General features: G+C 36.4%; 19 protein-coding genes. 7 read left to right on the top strand and 12 right to left on the bottom strand.

What is annotated here, in order from left to right; translation table 11 throughout:
- Positions 1 to 128: 128 nt before the first annotated feature.
- Both mbcS and MOC86_RS21685 read right to left on the bottom strand, forming a co-directional pair.
- Positions 129 to 1700: an acyl-CoA synthetase MbcS gene (gene mbcS, locus MOC86_RS21690; protein WP_268586065.1), complete on the bottom strand. Its 1572-nt coding sequence runs from the start codon at positions 1698 to 1700 to the stop codon at positions 129 to 131.
- Between the two features lie 231 nt (positions 1701 to 1931).
- Entirely contained in the window at positions 1932 to 2549 is a 618-nt protein-coding gene (locus MOC86_RS21685) for a ribonuclease H family protein (RefSeq protein ID WP_268586064.1), read from the bottom strand.
- A gap of 226 nt (positions 2550 to 2775) precedes the next feature.
- Between MOC86_RS21685 and MOC86_RS21680 the strand changes: the two genes are divergently transcribed.
- Positions 2776 to 3426 (top strand): lysozyme family protein, encoded by a 651-nt coding sequence (locus MOC86_RS21680; RefSeq protein ID WP_061802550.1) that lies wholly within the window; start codon positions 2776 to 2778, stop codon positions 3424 to 3426.
- A 30-nt stretch (positions 3427 to 3456) separates the two neighbouring features.
- Here MOC86_RS21680 and MOC86_RS21675 read toward each other — a convergent pair whose 3' ends face one another.
- Together MOC86_RS21675 and MOC86_RS21670 are read right to left on the bottom strand one after the other, a co-directional pair.
- Positions 3457 to 4263, bottom strand: coding sequence for a uroporphyrinogen-III synthase (locus MOC86_RS21675; RefSeq protein ID WP_268586062.1), 807 nt, complete (start codon positions 4261 to 4263; stop codon positions 3457 to 3459).
- Between the two features lie 70 nt (positions 4264 to 4333).
- Positions 4334 to 5554, bottom strand: coding sequence for an MFS transporter (locus MOC86_RS21670; RefSeq protein WP_268586061.1), 1221 nt, complete (start codon positions 5552 to 5554; stop codon positions 4334 to 4336).
- A gap of 476 nt (positions 5555 to 6030) precedes the next feature.
- Here MOC86_RS21670 and madL point away from each other — a divergent pair, with 476 nt between their 5' ends.
- The 3 genes from madL (at position 6031) to MOC86_RS21655 (ending at position 7780) form a co-directional block, all read left to right on the top strand.
- Positions 6031 to 6408, top strand: coding sequence for a malonate transporter subunit MadL (gene madL, locus MOC86_RS21665; protein ID WP_268586060.1), 378 nt, complete (start codon positions 6031 to 6033; stop codon positions 6406 to 6408).
- A gap of 31 nt (positions 6409 to 6439) precedes the next feature.
- On the top strand, positions 6440 to 7198 hold the full coding sequence (gene madM / locus MOC86_RS21660; RefSeq protein ID WP_268586058.1) for a malonate transporter subunit MadM: 759 nt from the start codon (positions 6440 to 6442) through the stop codon (positions 7196 to 7198).
- Between the two features lie 183 nt (positions 7199 to 7381).
- Positions 7382 to 7780 (top strand): hypothetical protein, encoded by a 399-nt coding sequence (locus MOC86_RS21655; protein WP_019392667.1) that lies wholly within the window; start codon positions 7382 to 7384, stop codon positions 7778 to 7780.
- Positions 7781 to 7965: 185 nt separating this feature from the next.
- Here the strand turns inward: MOC86_RS21655 and pepF are convergent, their stop codons facing one another.
- The 3 genes from pepF to MOC86_RS21640 form a co-directional block, all read right to left on the bottom strand.
- Positions 7966 to 9744 carry an oligoendopeptidase F gene (gene pepF / locus MOC86_RS21650; RefSeq protein WP_268586056.1) on the bottom strand — a complete coding sequence of 593 codons (1779 nt, stop codon included), beginning with the start codon at positions 9742 to 9744 and terminating at the stop codon, positions 7966 to 7968.
- 155 nt (positions 9745 to 9899) lie between these two features.
- Positions 9900 to 10433 (bottom strand): DUF420 domain-containing protein, encoded by a 534-nt coding sequence (locus MOC86_RS21645; RefSeq protein ID WP_268586054.1) that lies wholly within the window; start codon positions 10431 to 10433, stop codon positions 9900 to 9902.
- Positions 10434 to 10605: 172 nt separating this feature from the next.
- Positions 10606 to 10845, bottom strand: coding sequence for a hypothetical protein (locus tag MOC86_RS21640; RefSeq protein WP_268586051.1), 240 nt, complete (start codon positions 10843 to 10845; stop codon positions 10606 to 10608).
- A 225-nt stretch (positions 10846 to 11070) separates the two neighbouring features.
- On the opposite strand from MOC86_RS21640, the gene MOC86_RS21635 reads away from it, so the two are divergent.
- The 3 genes from MOC86_RS21635 to MOC86_RS21625 are packed head-to-tail and all read left to right on the top strand — an operon-like array spanning position 11071 to position 12670.
- Positions 11071 to 11229, top strand: a complete 159-nt coding sequence (locus tag MOC86_RS21635) for a hypothetical protein (RefSeq protein ID WP_268586049.1) — start codon at positions 11071 to 11073, stop codon at positions 11227 to 11229.
- The gene (locus MOC86_RS21630; protein WP_268586048.1) at positions 11226 to 11726 is read left to right on the top strand and encodes a cache domain-containing protein; all 501 of its coding nucleotides are present in this window, start codon (positions 11226 to 11228) and stop codon (positions 11724 to 11726) included. Before MOC86_RS21635 ends, MOC86_RS21630 begins: the two co-directional genes overlap by 4 nt.
- Positions 11723 to 12670: a methyl-accepting chemotaxis protein gene (locus MOC86_RS21625; RefSeq protein ID WP_268586046.1), complete on the top strand. Its 948-nt coding sequence runs from the start codon at positions 11723 to 11725 to the stop codon at positions 12668 to 12670. The genes MOC86_RS21630 and MOC86_RS21625 overlap by 4 nt, the downstream gene beginning before the upstream one ends.
- A gap of 43 nt (positions 12671 to 12713) precedes the next feature.
- On the opposite strand, the gene MOC86_RS21620 is transcribed toward MOC86_RS21625, so the two are convergent.
- From MOC86_RS21620 to MOC86_RS21600, 5 genes are all read right to left on the bottom strand, one after another.
- Complete coding sequence (locus MOC86_RS21620) at positions 12714 to 13976, bottom strand: glutamate-5-semialdehyde dehydrogenase (protein ID WP_268586045.1); 1263 nt, start codon at positions 13974 to 13976, stop codon at positions 12714 to 12716.
- 63 nt (positions 13977 to 14039) lie between these two features.
- Positions 14040 to 15164: a glutamate 5-kinase gene (gene proB, locus MOC86_RS21615; protein WP_419146667.1), complete on the bottom strand. Its 1125-nt coding sequence runs from the start codon at positions 15162 to 15164 to the stop codon at positions 14040 to 14042.
- A gap of 48 nt (positions 15165 to 15212) precedes the next feature.
- Positions 15213 to 16055: a pyrroline-5-carboxylate reductase gene (proC, locus tag MOC86_RS21610; protein WP_019392660.1), complete on the bottom strand. Its 843-nt coding sequence runs from the start codon at positions 16053 to 16055 to the stop codon at positions 15213 to 15215.
- A gap of 349 nt (positions 16056 to 16404) precedes the next feature.
- Positions 16405 to 17202, bottom strand: coding sequence for a lipid II flippase family protein (locus tag MOC86_RS21605; RefSeq protein WP_268586043.1), 798 nt, complete (start codon positions 17200 to 17202; stop codon positions 16405 to 16407).
- 108 nt (positions 17203 to 17310) lie between these two features.
- Positions 17311 to 17505: a cold-shock protein gene (locus tag MOC86_RS21600; protein WP_019392658.1), complete on the bottom strand. Its 195-nt coding sequence runs from the start codon at positions 17503 to 17505 to the stop codon at positions 17311 to 17313.
- Positions 17506 to 17645: the final 140 nt, after the last annotated feature.

Below are 17645 nucleotides of genomic sequence, written 5' to 3'. Positions count from 1 at the left end.
CACCTCGCTCAATTGATAAAAAAGCTCCCCATTTATAATATGCGGAAGAAAAGAAGGTGTGCCCGTTTTTCATTAGAAAGGGAGAAGATGAGTTAGCATAAAAAAAGCATCCAGCTGGATGCTTTTTCTTACTTTCCTACTTCTTGTTGACGTAACTCTACGCGACGAATTTTACCTGAATTCGTTTTTGGCAAATCGTCTACAAATTGAATACGACGTGGGTATTTGTATGGTGCTGTTAGACTTTTAACATGGTTCTGAAGCTCTTTTGTGAGCTCCTCTTCATTGTCTACGCTTGTTCTTGGCACAATAAACGCTTTTACAACATTTCCTCGAATTTCATCAGGGCTTGCTACAACTGCACATTCTTTTACAGCGGGATGTTTCATAAGTGCATCTTCTACTTCAAACGGTCCTATTGTATAACCTGAGCTAATGATAATATCATCGCTTCTTCCTTCAAACCAATAATAGTTTTCTTCATCTTTTGATGCACGATCTCCTGTTAAGAAATAGTCTCCTTTATAGGCAGATGCCGTTCTTTCAGGATCTTTGTAGTATGTTTTAAAAAGTGATGGAAGATCTTTGTGAACCGCAATATTGCCGACTTCTCCTGGTTTGCACGCCTCACCGTTATCATCTACAATCTCAATAAACTGAGGAATCATTGGTTTTCCCATTGACCCTGCTTTATGTGGAACTCCTTTTAATGTACCAATCAAAAGTGTACTTTCCGTTTGACCATATCCATCACGAACTTGAAGATTAAAATACTTTTTAAATGTATTAATAACTTCTTCATTTAACGCTTCTCCTGCTGAAACAGCGCTATGTAAAGAAGATAAATTATAGGATTCTAATTCATCAATTTTAGCCATCAGACGATACTCAGTTGGTGTACAACAAAGCACATTGATTTTCTCATCTTGTAAAAGCTGTAAATATTGCTTTGGCTCAAATCGTCCATGATAAACAAATCCTGTTGCACCTCTTCCAAGTACAGATAAAAACGGGCTCCATACCCATTTTTGCCATCCAGGACCTGCAGTTGCCCATACAATATCTTTTTCACTAATATCTAGCCACTCACCGCCTGCAATGCGTAAATGTGCATATGCCCAGCCGTGACTGTGAACAACACCTTTTGGCTGTCCAGTTGTGCCAGATGTGTATGAAAGAAAAGCAATGTCATTTTTTGAGGTTTGCACAGCATCAAATGAGCTTGACATTCTCTTTGTAAGCGCTACCATATCTGTCCACTCGCCATATTCTCCACCAATTACAAGCTTATGTTCTAACGTTTCCACATCTTCTACCATATCAATTTCTTTACAATATGGCTTATATGCAATAATGGCTTTTGCTTCTGCGTGTTTTATTCGGTACTGTAAATCTTTAGAACGAAGCATTTCAGACGACGGGATAATAACAAGACCTGATTTTAAACAAGCAAAATATGTGACATATGCTTCCACAAGACGTGGCACCATCACTAATACACGATCTCCTTTTTGTAAACCCAGTTTTTTAAGCGAGTTTGCTAGCTTGTTTCCTCGCTCAATAAGTTCATTATATGATACTTCTTCACGATGACCTTCATCGTCTCTCCATTTTAATGCTGTTCTTTCTGAAGCATACTTTTCCATTTCTTCTGTTAAGTTATACTGTTCTGCTGGAATAAGTTCTTCTAATTTCAACATTTCTCTTCCTCCTTCATCCACGTTCTCTTGGATTCAGTTCTCATTTTCATTTAATGTAACTTTATTATATAACTAAATATTAATACCTGCTACTAATTTTTTGCCATACAACGAGTAATTGTATCATAAAAATTCAAAATAAGCCCAAATTAAGCTTTCGCATCTTTTAGTTCCTAAGTTCCATGCATTCTTGTTATGCTAAAAAGCCTATGGGAAATTCCATAGACTCCTTTATTTCCGACCAAAATCTGCTTTAATTTCGCCCCACTTTTTAGTTTCCCATTTCATGATTGGATTTTCATAGGAGTGGTGATTCAACCATTCAATGCTCTTATCAATACGCTCCCATATATGCTGTGTTTCTTCACTGCGCGGCAAGTTCGTATTCACTTTCTTATTTCTAACCCAAGCAAGAGCTGTAATAGAGTCTGTATAAATTGGCGTACTTTTTCCTTCCTTTTGAAAAAGAGAGAGCGCATGAACAATAGCTAAAAACTCTCCAATATTGTTTGTTCCATTTTTAACAGGCCCATAATGGAAGATTCTCTCCTCCGTTTTTGTATCCACTCCTTGATACTCCATAATCCCAGGGTTTCCGCTGCAAGCAGCATCAACACATATGCTTTCTTCTATATAAGAAGAGGATGTAGATTTAAGCGCACGTTTAGGTGCATTTTTTGCAGGTGATCCTCCTCCAGCTTTAAACGCAGATTCGGCTTCCTCTAGCGTTGGAAATGATTTATATCTTGCTCCTTGAAAGCCATGAACTTGTGCTTTACATTCGTCCCACGTTGTATAAATGCCTGTCTTTCTTCCCGCCCAAACAACGTAATATTTTTTCTTTGCCATTTCATGTATTCTCCTTTAGATAACATTCTTTCTCTACTATAACAAAAGAAGAAATGAAAAAGAACTATACTATTTCTTGCAAAGAAAGAGAATATGACAAATTTTTCATCATTTCTTCGCTAAAGTAATAAAATTGTAATCTATTTTTGGATGTTTTTGTTTTTAAAATCTTTGAAACTCTTTATAATAGAAATAGAGAGAGAAAAGTTTAAAGGTGGAAAAGGGAATGAAGAAAAAAGGCTGTTTAGGTTGCTTAGGGTTTCTCTTAAGCTTCGGCATTATTTTTTTAATTGCGCTTGTTTTTCTAGTAACGCGCGATGGCGGTACAGATAAATTAATGTCAAAACTTGTTGAAAAGCGACTAACGGAATATCAGCCTCTTGTTGAAAGTGAACTAGAAAAGTACGGTTTAAAAGACTACACACCACTTCTACTCGGAATTATGTATCAGGAGTCGAATGGGCGTGGGAATGACCCAATGCAGTCTTCAGAGTCAAACGGTCTTTCTCGCAACGAAATTGAAGAACCCGAACAAAGCATTGAACAAGGGGTTGCCCATTTTTATGACATGTACAGCTATGCACAGAAAAAAGGCGTTGATTTGGACACAGTTATTCAAAGCTACAATATGGGACCAGGATATATTGACTATGTAGCATCAAACGGGCAAAAACATACAGAAGAGCTTGCTAAAGAGTTCTCTAAAATTCAAGTAGAAAAAAATCCTGACGTGTATAAATGCGGAGGCGATAAAAACAACTTTCGCTATCCTTACTGCTATGGAGACTACACATATTCTGAAAAAGTAAATGAACGAACATTAACAGTAAAAGAATGGATTGGGAATTCTGCAACAGCAGATGCTAATCAAAGCTAAAAAGGTGACATCCTAAGATGCCACCTTTTTTTATTTTTTGTAGTGTTCGCCAAGTTCGATAATGAGAGCACCCATTCTTTCTTTTTCAGGTACAACAATATTCCGAATTCCCTCTTCTCGACAGGCTTCAGCGGTAATTTTCCCAACTGCCCCAGCAACTATCTCTTGGCCAAAACACGCTCGTAACCTATCATTCATTCCTATTTCTTTTGCAACATCAAAGAGAGCACGAACTTGGATTGCTGTTGTAAAACATACTGCATCAATTTTACCTTCGATAATCTCTCTACAAAGCATTTCAACAACGCTTTTCTCTGGTGCTATATGTTCATATGGAAGAAGTTCAAGGACAGTAGCTCCTTGTGATTCTAGTGACTGGATAAGGCGAGGCGCTTTTTCGCCGTGAAGCTGTACAACTACTTTTTCCCCCTTAAAGCTATATCCTTCTAGAGCACGAATAAGCCCTGCAGTTGTGCCATCTTCATCAACAGCATTTACTTTAATATGTAATTTTTTTAACGCTGAAAATGTTTTATACCCTCTTGTTCCAATCTTTGCTTCTTTTACTCTATTTAAAAACTCTTCTTTCATTCCTAATTTCTCCGCCATTCCAACAAGCGTTTCCGTTCCCATACCCGTTGTGAAAAGAAACCAATCTGCTCCTTCTTCTATAACGGTACGCAGTGGCTTTTCTATACTTTCTTCTGCTAAAAAAACGGTACCTTGAAGAGATCGAACAAGAGGAATCCCTCCTTGTTTTTCAATAATAGTGCTCATTTCTTCTGTTTTTCTAGATCCTGCGATTACAATTTTTTTCCCTTCTAATCCTTTTCCCATCATATCCCTCTCTTCTCTTTTTTTCTATCTTATCACAGAAAACAACACAAAAAACCTGCATAAAGCAGGTTTATGCAGGAGTCTTTTCTTTTTTAGCTGGTAAGCTAGGCATAACTTTATTATAGCGATAGTTTACAAGAGCGGCAGCACAAATACCTACAACAGAAAGGCAAGCATCAAATATAAAGATAATGGAGATATGACCAGTCTGCGACATTTTGCCTGTTGCAAGAGGTAAAAGAATAGATGCTAAGCCTGCAGCTGTTGCGACAATACCTGTAACAGTTCCTTTGTTCTTATAGAAAAACTGCGTCATTACTGTAATTGTGAGCTGAAAAACACCAGCAGTTGAGAAACCTAAAAAGAAAGAAGCTACGATAACAACAGGAATAATATGCACAGTTAAAAGAGTGACAACCGCTGCTAGCGTAATAAGTGGATAAACTAGTAAAACACGAACAGGTTTTACTATATTTTTTAAAAGAAAAGCAAGAATAAGGACTGAAATGAGAGCTCCGATGCTATAGTAACTTAGAAGTTTAACAGAAGCTGTATCTTGCATTCCAAGTACATCTTGTCCAAAAGTTGGCAACCAAATTTGAGCAACTGTGAAAAGAGCGGTTGATGTAAACCCAATCACAACAAGAGCTGCTCCCTCTTTCCACATATTCGGTTCTTCTTTAAACACTTCCTCTTCGTTAGAACCCCTCTTCCCTTCCACAACCATTTTATGATGATTTGGAAACGGAACAAAAAATAAAAAGAGCATATTAACGAAATAAATGAGAGCTGGAATGAAAAATGCGTATCCATAAAAAAGATCTCGATTAGCAAAAAAAGCAATCATATATGGAAGCAGAGCTGCTCCAATTGAAATAAAGGCTTTTACAAGAACGCTTGCTGAACCAGGAGATTTTGGAAACACTTCAATAAGAGCCGGATACGTCCCTGCATCCATAGCAGAATTTGCGATCCCTGCTAAAATAGCAAATATAAAAGCTATTTGATATGTAGGCGAAAGTGGAATCGCAACTAAAAAGACAGCCATTAATAAGCTTGATGTAATAATAAGCGGTTTTCTTCCAAATTTATCAGATAAAACGCCTGATATCCAGTAAGATAAAAGCTTTCCTATTCCAATAGCTGAGATAATATAACTAATTCCTGCGCCATCTGTATTAAGCTGACGCGTTAGAAAAGTCATATTGGAAGCTAACATAATGTTAACCATTCCAAGTAAAAAGTAGTTCACATACATTCCAAAAGCTGCATTCATATAACTGTTTTTCATAGTACACTCCCCTAAATTAATAAATGTACAAAAAAATAAACCTCCTTTGTAAAATTAATTTCTATTATTCTAAAAACAACGCACATTTTAAAGCTGTAACGTATAGAATAAGTATGGGTGAAGATAGTTTGAAGAATGATTATCAATGTTAAGCATCTGCCCATTATGGCAGGTTTTTAACATGATAACATTCTTCTTTACATAAATAAAGAAGGTGTTACATAATTAAGCAAAGCTTTTTAAAACCCTTTCATGCTCCAAATATCCCATTATAAAAGATATTTTATCTTCTCTTAGGACATCCTCTGTTGAACTATAATTAAAATATTTTTCTCAATCCCCTTGAAATTAACTTAATTTTCAATTAATTTATAGTTATGTGTTTTCTCTTACAATGTCATATCACAAATTGAGAAGTTGCTTCTTTTACCAAACTTTTTAAAAGCGCTTTCATATTGATAACAAGGGGGAGAAAAATGGTCATTTACGGTGTTGCTATTCTTGCAGTTAGTATGCTTATTGGTGTTTCAGCCGGAGAGCTTATTGGAACTCTTATCGGAATTGATTCTAACATTGGTGGAGTCGGGCTTTCTATGATATTTTTAATTGTTGCGGTTAACTTACTATCAAAAAAAGGAAGGTTGAAAAAGCCCTCTCAAGATGGGATCGCATTTTGGAGTGCTATTTATATTCCTATTGTGGTAGCAATGGCAGCTCAGCAAAATGTTGTAGCAGCTATTAAAGGAGGTCCATTGGCTGTTTTAGCAGGAGTGCTCGCTGTTTTGATTAGTTTTGCCACCGTTCCAATCCTAAGTAAAAGTAATAAACCTAAAAAAGAAAGCGTTTCCAAATAGGGATGTCCTAAGATAAGGAGCTGAATTATGGATGGAAACCATTAAAAATGTATTAATTGAAAACAACCTTGTGACAGCTTTCGCCCTCATTGGCTTTACAATGTACTTCTCTTACTTCATATCCACAAAGCTCACACGTGGGAAACTTCACGGCTCTGCTATCGCCATTATGATTGGTCTTCTTCTTGCTTATTATGGAGGAACCGTAACAGGAGGAGAAAAGGGACTTGCTGATATAAGTATTTTCGCTGGGATTGGCATAATGGGTGGTGGCATGCTGCGCGATCTTGCTATTATTTCAACAGCTTTTGGTGTGAATTTTAATCAAGTTAAAAGCGCGGGTGTTATTGGGTTCATTTCTTTATTTATTGGCATTTTCCTTTCCTTCTTTATTGGTGTCATTGTTGCTCTTTCATTTGGCTATTCAAGCCCTGTAGACATTACAACAATTGGCGCTGGAACAGCTACTTATATCGTTGGTCCTGTAACAGGATCAGCACTTGGAGCAAGCTCTGAAGTTATTACACTCAGCATTGCAGCAGGACTTATAAAATCTATGCTCACAATGATTTTCACTCCATTTGCGGCTAAATTTATCGGACTTGATAACCCTCGTTCTGCGATGATTTTTGGTGGACTTATGGGAACAACAAGTGGTACAGCAGCAGGGCTTGCAGCAACAGATCCAAAACTTGTTCCTTATGGAGCAATGACTGCTACATTTTATACAGGACTAGGCTGCTTATTGTGTCCATCTCTTTTATACTTTATTATTCAACTTACTTTTTAACTTTTTGTTGATAATACTCAATAAAAGCAAGAACGCTTTCTCATAAAAAGAGAGCGTTCTTGCTTTTTTATATAAGAAGGCTCTCCTTCAAATTCTCTGTTATGAAATTGTACATAAAATACATTTATTTTATACACAATTTTTCTCATAAATGTTACAATGATGAAACGGAGGGATTTTAACATGACTCGCGAAAGGACTATATTGTTAAAAAAACTTGAAAAGCTAAACCAGTATGAGCAAAATGTGTTGGAAGAAATTCAAGAAGAGCGAAACGCATTAAAAAAGAGACTAAAAGATTTAGACTACATTGAAGGTCGCCATTTTGTGCCTTCACACGTAACCATTAACAGAACCTCTCATAAAAAAATGGAGGCTTATTACGAGGCTACACAACTATTAAAGAACAACCCTGAAAAAGTATTTTTAGCTAAAGAAATTACAGCACATGTTGAACAAGAAACAGGATATAAAATTTCACAATTTGCTTACTTTTATAAAAAGTTGCAAGAAATTGATCCAAATATTATGCGGATTCGACGTGGGTGCTACGGCTATAAATCTGAAAAAAGCACTTGGTAGTAGCTCGTATACATATTTTACATAACAAACACGTATAAACACCGTCTCTTTTGCTCATGAAAGAAAGAGAGGAAAATATATTCCTCTCTTTCTTTCTGCTATATGTTCTACCCCCTACAACCTCCGCTTTTTCTTCACCACTAATTCTTCGCTCAAAAAAACAGAGGTCTACAGACCTCTGTTTTTTATTCTTTTGAGAACTCTTTTACAAGACCGCTAAATACATTTAGCGCATTGCGAATTGGCTCTCCCTCTTCTAAATCAACTCCTGTTCTTTTTAGCAAGTTAAGCGGATAATCAGAGCTTCCACTTTTTAAAAATTCTAGGTAGTTGTTTTTCGTTTCTTCATCGCCTTTAAGAAGACGGTCTGCAATATGAATGGCTGATGCGTAGCCTGTTGCATACTTGTAAACATAGAATGGACGGTAAAAGTGAGGAATACGGCTCCATCCGTATTTCACTTCATCTCCAAGCTCCAAACTTTCTCCGTGGTAGCTTCCAAAAAGTTCTTCATATACTTCATTAAAAGCTGAAGCATTAAGAGGTTCTTCTTTTTCTGCTTTCTCGTGCACAATTTTCTCAAATTCAGCAAACATAACTTGAGTAAAAAATGTTCCTTTAAACTGATCAATAAAATGATGAAGTAAGTAACGTCGCTTCTTATCATCTTTTTCATGATCAATAAGGTGATGCATAAGCAAGACTTCATTCACAGTTGAAGCTACTTCCGCTACAAAAATAGAATATCCTGCCGTTATATGTGGCTGATGTTTATTTGAATAATAGCTGTGCATAGCATGACCCATTTCATGCGTTAATGTAAATAAACTATCTAAGTCATTGCGGTGGTTTAGAAGAACATAAGGATGCACTCCATATACTCCAATATTGTAAGCTCCAGAACGTTTCCCTGGTGTTTCATGAACGTCAATAACACCTGTAGCCTTCATTTCTTTTAATTGACTTACATAGTCTTCTCCAAGCGGACTTAACGCTTTTAACATCATTTCGTATGCTTCGTCATATGAGATATCGTACTTTACTCCTTCTACAAGTGGCACCCCTAAATCATACGGGCGAAGCTCGTTTACATTCAAAATCTTTTTCCGCTCTTTTGTGTAAGCATGCAAGGCTTCTTTGCCTTCATGTGCTGCTTGAATGAGCGTCTCATATACTTCTTTTGGTACTTTGTCGCCAAAGAGCGCTTTTTCTAAAGCAGATGGATAGTTTCTTAACTTTGTCAATTTGACGTTGTTTTTCACCGCAGCTGAAAGTGTTGAACCAATTGTATTATGAAGACCTATGTATGGTTCATAATAAGCTTCATACGCTTCTTTTCTTTTTTCTCGATCGGAACTTTTGCTTAATAATGCATATTTTCCACGTGTTAGGCGCTCTTTCTCTCCTTGATCATTTGTAATATACCCGAACGTAATGTCTGCATTATTAATCATCCCATACGTATTGCGAGGAGCTTGCAGTGCCTCCCCCATTTCAGAAAGGAGCGCCTCTTGCTCTGCAGATAACACATGTTCTTTATATCGATACGTATCAAATAAATCTTCTTCAAAATATTGAAGTCCCTCTTCTTGCTTAATATAAGTAGAAAGTGTTTGCTCATCTAAACTAAGAAGAAAAGGTGTAAAAAAAGACGTAGCGCTGCTTAATTTTACGCCAAGCTGCTGCACTTTTGAAAGCCTTGCTTGTGACTCGGCAACTCTTGTATCTTCATCATGAGAAAGCATTGCATAAACATAAAGCTTGCTATATTTTTGAGAGATTTCTTCTCCTTTTGTTAAGTATGTTAAAAGTTCTTTTGCATTTGCAATATTTCCTTGATAGTGTTTGATATCATCAATACGAGTGGAAACTTCTTCATAGCTCTTCTTCCATGCTTCTTCAGAAGAAAAAATATGTTCTTTTTTCCATTTCTCGCTTTCTGGAATGCTTTTTGTTTCTACCATAACAACACTCTCCTTATGTATGTATTCTTCTATTTTACGTTTTTTTGGAAAAGAAAAAAAGAATACTGCTTCTTAGTTTATGCGTTACTTCCTTTACCATATCCTTAAAGGAAGATAAAAAAACACGAAAAACTTTCGTTTTTCGTGTTTTCATCTTAATAATAAGGAGAAATCATTAAATATACAATAACCCCTGTAAGACTTACATAAAGCCAAAGTGGCATTGTCCATCTTGCAATTTTTTTATGACGCTCATCTTGTCTGCTCAATCCACGTAGAAGTGTAATAAGAGCAAGTGGGACAATAGCAGCTGAAAGCGTAATATGAGTAATAAGAATAAAGAAATAGACGTACTTGATAAATCCTTCTGCTGGGAAGTGCGTGTTTGGAGCAATAGCGTGATACGTAACATATGAAATTAAGAACAAAAACGTTGTTGTAAAGGCCGCAAAAATAAAGCGTTTGTGCGCGGTAATGTTTCGCTGCTTAATCATAATAAGAGCTGAAAGCAAAAAGATAAATGTAAAACTATTTAATACAGCATTTAACAATGGTAAGAAGGTAACATCGAGATGACTGAACTGCTCAAGCTTTGGCATAAAGAAAAGAAGAGCAATAAGTCCGTTAATGACGATTGTCAGCATCACAACAATCCCAGTATAATTTTTTTGACTCTGTGTGGGTTTCATTCCTGTAACTCCTTTGAAATAATGTACTTCTCAAATATCGTATTGAATAAAAAGACAAGTGTCAACAAATAGCCTTGAACGTTTTAAAATCCTTCACAATTTTTCCTTTTCTCTCCCTTTCTCCTCTTTATTCTACACACTTTTCTCTCTTTTCATAGAAAGAGCTTATGACTTAAGAATAAGCCATAAGCTTTTGCGATTTATAACTGTTGCGACTTATAATAATCTTCCGGTAAAGCGCGATTACTTTTCGATTTTCCGCTTCCCACTTCACATTCTCGATTGGTGGAACAAAGTACTTTTTTCTCATGTATGTGAGCAAATGTGATAGTTTTAAAAACTTGATAGCATGTGTTGTTTTTAAAAGAAGCACTTCTTCATACTGTTTGTTAATCATTGAAAGAGATAACAAATAATCTCTCCTTTTCATTTTGCCTTGACATCTATTGTAACGCTTAAAAATACTTCATGCAACAAGCAAGGAAAAGATTGGTTATAAATAAATATATATATATATTACTTCTCTAAAACAGGAATAAATAACCTTGTTTTTTTAAAAAATATACCCCCTATAACACTCTTTAAAATTACATACTTTTGTACGATAAAAGAAAAAAAGAGAAAAGGGGTTTTTACAGTGTTAAAGTTAAAGCTGGGGACGAAAGATGATATAAAAGAAATTGCTACACAAAAAACCCAAGCAGATTTAAAAATTAGCTATTCTTATTTAAACAGTCGTTATAAAGGTGAATGGACCCTAAAAAAGATGGGTTATATAAAGGAAAAACTCGTATGAATGGAAATTACGATATTGTCGATCAAATTGGAAATCTAACGGGAGATACTGTGACGATTTTTGAAAAAGAGGTTCCTGTTACATCTAACGTTATGATTAACGGAAAGCGGGCGATTGGGACGAAGCTTGATCCTAAAGTAGCGAAAACGATTTTCGAAGACAAAAGACGTTTTTATGGAGAAACAGACATTGTTGGCGTTCCTTATCAAACCGCATATATGCCTATTCGAGCTAAGAATGGAAATATTATTGGTATTTTTTACGTTGGAGCAAATCAAGATATGATCAAAGAAACAACTCGATCATGTTTTCTTCTTTTCACATGTACTGTTCTCATTATTTTAATCTTATCAGGGATTGCCACTTACCTTTTTACTACTAAAATGAAAAAGCGTCTTAATAAACTTTCTGCTGCTTTTGAAAAAGCTGGAGATGGAGATTTAACAGTAGAATTACAAGATACAACCCATGATGAGCTGACAGTTTTAATAAAATGAAAGAAAATTTACATACGATGATTAGAAAGATTTCGCACACGTCTGAGCAAGTCGCTTCCTCTTCTGAACAGCTGAAAAACGGAGCACAGGAAGCAAATGAAGCAACTATTAAAATTACTGAATCCATTCAACTTGTTGCTCATGCTTCTGAAAACCAAATGGCGAGCATGATGGAAAGTGAACAAGTTCTTGAAAACGTCACAGTAGGAATTCAGGAAATTGCAGAGGGTTCTAAAATAATGGCAACGAAAGGAAAACTAACAAACGAACTGGCTTCAGAGGGACGCAATCTAATTGAGTCTTCTTCCTTTCAAATGAAGACAATTGAAGAATCGGTTTTACAAAGCAAACAGGCTATTCAGCTTTTAAATAGACGATCAAAAGAGATTGACGAAATTTCCGCCTTTATTACAGAGGTTGCGAGCCAAACGAACCTGCTTGCTTTAAATGCTTCTATTGAAGCGGCAAGAACTGGAGAGCATGGTAAAGGCTTTGCAGTTCTTGCTGAGGAGGTTCGCAAATTAGCCGAACAATCTCAGCAGTCTGCTACTCAAATTTCAAATTTTATTAAAGAAATTCAAAAAGAAATTATGGCTACCGCTCAATCCATTCATCATGTAAAAGAAGATGTCCAAAATGGATTAACGCTTGTTAGAAAAACAGAAGATACATTCCAAGAAATTACGTCTTTCACAACAAAGCTTGAGCAAACGATCACAAACTCTGTCTCTATTACAGAACATATGACTTCTCATACGCAGGAAGTAACGGCAACGGCTTCCTCCATCACAGAGGTTGCAAAGGAAAATGCTGATCATGTTCAAAGTGTGGCAGCTCTAACAGAGGAACAGCTCGCTTCAATGGATGAAATTAATGCTTCTGCTCATTCTCTTTCAAAAGTAGCGATAAATCTTCAAAAACTTGTTACACATTTTAAAATATAAGAAAAACCACCCTATCTGGGAGGGTGGTTTTCCTTTATTAATATTAACGAATTTGTCCTGTACCGTTCATCACATATTTTACGGTTGTAAGAGCTGGAAGACCCATTGGACCGCGCGCATGTAACTTTTGCGTCGAAATCCCAATTTCTGCTCCAAATCCGAGCGCTCCACCGTCTGTGAATCTTGTGGAAGCATTGTGATAAAGAGCTGCAGCATCTACGAGTGTTGTAAATTTGTTCGCTGCTTCTGCATTTTCAGTAATAATCGCTTCCGAATGTTTTGTACCGTATTTTTCAATATGCTCAATTGCTTCATCGATGTTACTTACGACTTTAATAGCAAGATCTAAACTTAAATATTCTTCTTTCCAGTCTTTCTCTTCTGCTTTATATCCATCGTTAAAAACAGCAAGCGCTTTGTCATCTCCATGAACAGTAATTCCTGCGTCAGAAAGAGCTTTTTTCAGCTCTTTTTGATAATTTTGCAACCATTCTTCATGGAGGATGAGCGTTTCTGCTGCGTTACATACAGCAGGACGATCTGTTTTAGCATTAATGATAATATTTAAAGCTTTTTCCACTTCCGCATCACGATCAACGTAAAGATGACAATTTCCTACTCCTGTCTCTAGTACCGGAACGCTTGCATTGTTCACAACAGTATTAATAAGTGAAGCTCCTCCACGTGGAATAAGCACATCAATTTCATCTTTCATTGTAAAAAGTTCGCTCGTTGCTTCTCGGTTTGCTGTTGAAATAAATTGTACAGCATCGCTTGGAATTTTTGTTTGATCTAGAGCCTCATGAATCACATCTACGATAGCTCCATTCGAATGAAGAGCTGATGAGCCCCCTTTTAAAATAATGGCATTTCCTGATTTTAAAGCAAGACCTGTTGCATCAACCGTTACGTTTGGTCTTGCTTCATAAATCATCCCAATAACCCCAAGCGGTACACGAACTGTTTTAACACCAAGATCGTTATCAAGTGTCCAGCTTGAAAGTTCTTCTCCAACAGGATCGTCGAGCTTGGCAACATTTCTAAGTCCCTCCGCAAACTCATGAACTCTTTCTTTTGAAAGAGCTAAACGATCCATAAAAGCTTCCTCAAAGTTTTGCTCGCGTCCTTTCTGTAAGTCACGCTCATTTGCCTCTAAAATCTTTTCATAATTTTCTTCAAGATGTTGAGCTAATGTTAGCAATGCTCTGTTCTTTTCATCTGTTGTCAACAAACAAAGCGTTTTTGCTGCCTTTTTTGCTTTTTTCCCTTGTTCTTTTACGTTTGATACTTCTTTTGTTAACGTCATGTGTAAAGTAATGCCTCCTAGTTTTTTATTTCATAGAATAATCGAACTATATTTACAGCTAAGCTATATTTTAATTGGCGTTATTACTTCTTTATGACAAACTAAGTCTTCAAACTTTACGGCCGCTTCTTTTGCTTCAAGAGCTTCAAGATCTCGGCAAAGCGTTAAATCTTCAGAAGAGTAATTTACAATGCCAAGGCCAATTGCTTCTCCATTCAAATCAGTAATACGTACAACGCTTTTGCTTTGAAATGTACCTTCAACGCTATAAACATGTGTAGGAAGTAAACTTTCAGAGTTTTCCAAAATCTCTTTCTTCCCTTGTTCATCAACGGTAATTTCTCCTTCAGGACCTGAATTAAAAGCAATCCATTGTTCCTTATGATTTAAGTTTAGCGCTCCTTCTGCACATGTAAAATACGTTCCTTTTGCTTTATTTTGGACAGCATCGTCCAAAATATTTGAAACTCCTGCCTTACCAAGGAAAGTTGGAATACCGGAAGCATTTGCAATCTTAACTGCCTCAATTTTAGATTTCATACCTCCGGTTCCAACACTGCTACCTGAACCACCAGCAGCTGCTTCAATTTCTGGTGTGATTTTGTCAACGGTGCGTAACAGCTTAGCATCTTGGTTGTTATGTGGATTGTCGTCATAAAGTCCGTCAATATCGGAAAGAATGATGAGTAAATCTGCATTAACAAGACCGGCTACTTTAGCTGATAGCGTATCGTTGTCACCGAATTTTAAGCGATCAACTGTTACCGTATCGTTTTCGTTTACGATTGGTACAATTCCGCGTTCAAGCAAGATACTTGTTGTGTTACGCACGTTATTATAGCGAGTTTCGTCTGAGAAATCGTTTCTCGTAATTAAAATTTGTGACGTAACATAACCGTGTGATAGAAAAAGCTCTGAATAAGCTTCCATCAATAATCCTTGCCCTATTGATGCGGCTGCTTGTTTTTCAGGTAAAGAACTTGGACGTTCAAGACATCCGAGCTTGCGATAACCCGCCGCAACTGCTCCAGATGAAACAAGCAATATTTCATGTCCCTGATCTTTTAATTGCACAACTTGGTCAACTAACTTTTCTAATTTTCTTCTACTTATTTCTCCATGTCTACTTGTTAGTGAACTGCTTCCAATTTTTATGACAACCCGTTTTACGGTGTCTAATGACATCATCTCACTCCTGTTTTATAGCTAGTTTCAATTTATATTTTTAATTTACGTTTACTGAGTGACTATTTTTTTATTTAAATTAGCACTGATTTCTTCTGAACGCTGTGCCGCACCTTTAATGGCTTCTGAAATCGCTTCTCCGCCTCCGTGTTTTTCAAGCGCTGCAAGTCCAGCTGCTGTCGTGCCGTTTGGTGACGTTACTTTCTTGCGTAAATCAGCAGGTGTATCATCTTGCTCCATCATCATTTTTGCTGCACCAAGAATTGTTTGAGAACCAATTTGACGTGCTGTTTCTTCATCAAGACCGGCTTCTTTCGCTGTTTTTTCAATATGTTCCATCAAATAATAGAAGTACGCAGGACCACTTCCAGCAATTCCTGTAAAGATGTCCATTTTATCTTCTTCAATTACGTAAACTTCACCAATGCAAGCTAGAAGCTTTTTCGCTAATATTACTTTATCCATCGATGTGTGCTTTCCTGGTGAAAGTGCTGTTGCCGATTCTCTTAACATGCTCGATGTATTTGGCATAACGCGAATAACTTGTTGGTCTTCATTTAAATTTTCTTCCATATATGAAGTTGGTATACCCGCTAATACAGATAAGATAACCTGCTCTTTTGTTACTTTATCTTTAATAGATGAAAGAGCCTCATCGATATCTTTTGGTTTCATTGCTAAGATGAAAAAATCTACCGAGCTAAAATCCAATTCTTCACGTTTCATTGCACGAATTCCATATTTATTTCTCAGCTGTTGTAATCTCTCTTCATTGCTTTTATTTGTCGCAATAATTTGTTCAGCAGGAATTAACTCTGCTTCTACAATGCCAGAAATCATTGCTTCTGCCATTGAACCAGCTCCTAAAAAAGCAACTTTTTGATTACTAATCAAAATATCCTCTCCTTTAAAATGTACTGCTGTTTTTTGTGCCAACAACGTAATTAATCGTAACATGGTCATATTCTATGTCAAGGTTGAAACGCCTGTAAGACAAGCCTTTTAGCGTTTTGAAAACGCATACAAAAAGGATTTTAGAACACGCTGTAACACTTGTCATTCGTGGGATAGATGAGGAAACTACCTTGGTAAATCCAAGAAACTTTTAAAAATCATAAAAAAATTATCTTTTCCTCATTTGTCAATAGCTTTTTGACAAATAAATATTTTTTCTGTCGTTTTTTTACAAAAAGAGCAACTTGTCCATTGCTCTTTTGTAAAAAGTAGAAGCTATCTTCCAAAACTATAAGACGCCAATAAGCTTACTTATATAGGTAATAAGAACAGCTGCTGGAAGAAAGAAGATTTGAGACATTATCGTCCCTATTAAACGTGAAATCATAAGAAAGATATATGTTCTTGTCATTGCAGAAGACCCTGTGTCCTCAATGAGCGCACGCTCTGTCAAAAGTGCTATGTGTGGATCAAGAAATAGCGTAAATAAAATCGTGGCTACTCCGTTAATAATTCCAGCTGACATAATAGATGTTGCACTATGAGCAGGATCGAGAATTGAAGCATACAAAGCTGAAAGAACTCCAGTTGTATAAACAGAGGTTACGAAAATGTTTGTGAGCATCATTCGCTTCGGAATCCCTCCAATGCGAAGTTTTTGCATGACTGTTATTCTTGGCTTTCTTATGTACGAAGGAACATAACGTAATTTTTTAATATTTGTGAGCGTCATTAAATTCATTAGTGATCCTTCTATCTCAAAACGCTTAATAAGTAGAGGAGAAAGTTTTGCCATTGTTGGATAAGCAACTATACTAATGAGCGTTCCGATTGAAGCACTCAATAAAATAAGACGAAAGGAAAGAACAATACTTCCTTCCATGCCTTCATCAACGCTATCTACCATATTCCCTAAAAGCATAGACTGAGACAAATTCGATGTTCTTGCGATAAGTAAAACAGCACTTGCAATGGAAAGAGATACGGCAATTTTCTTTAACTTCACTCCTCCAAATCGAATGCTGTAGCACGATGTTTCTACAAAGTGAATAACTCCTGTTAAAACCATGATAAGGACTAATATCATAATTGACCAACCTTTTTACCATATTTTCAAAATAGACGTTAATATTTGGTAGAAAGTTGCTCTTTTATCTGAAACAATAAAAAACCAGCCAATTTCGCTGGTTTTTTATTATGAAAGTGTTGGATTATCGACAACTTGAAGAATTTCTACTCCCGACTTCATTTCACTTTCACAAAGCGGGCATGTCGGCGTCTCACTGCTTTTAAAATTATCTCGCACCCAGCAGTTACAATCTTCGGAAACACAGTTCCAAACTTTCGTTTCTGCTGTCACAATTTCAGGGACTTCCTTTTTATTATACATGCGCTCACTCCTTGGTCTTGAAATGGATTCATTTCCTTTTCATAGCCTTTCCAAAAAAGGCGAAGTTAAGCCATTAAAATGTATTAAAGAAAGATTTCACAAAGAAAATTGTGGATACTAACCCTTTATTATATGCGGTG

Origin of the sequence: Priestia endophytica (genome assembly GCF_026790145.1) — a bacterium.
Taxonomy (GTDB): domain Bacteria; phylum Bacillota; class Bacilli; order Bacillales; family Bacillaceae_H; genus Bacillus_I; species Bacillus_I endophytica_A.
This window is presented reverse-complemented; position numbering and strand designations above follow the sequence as displayed.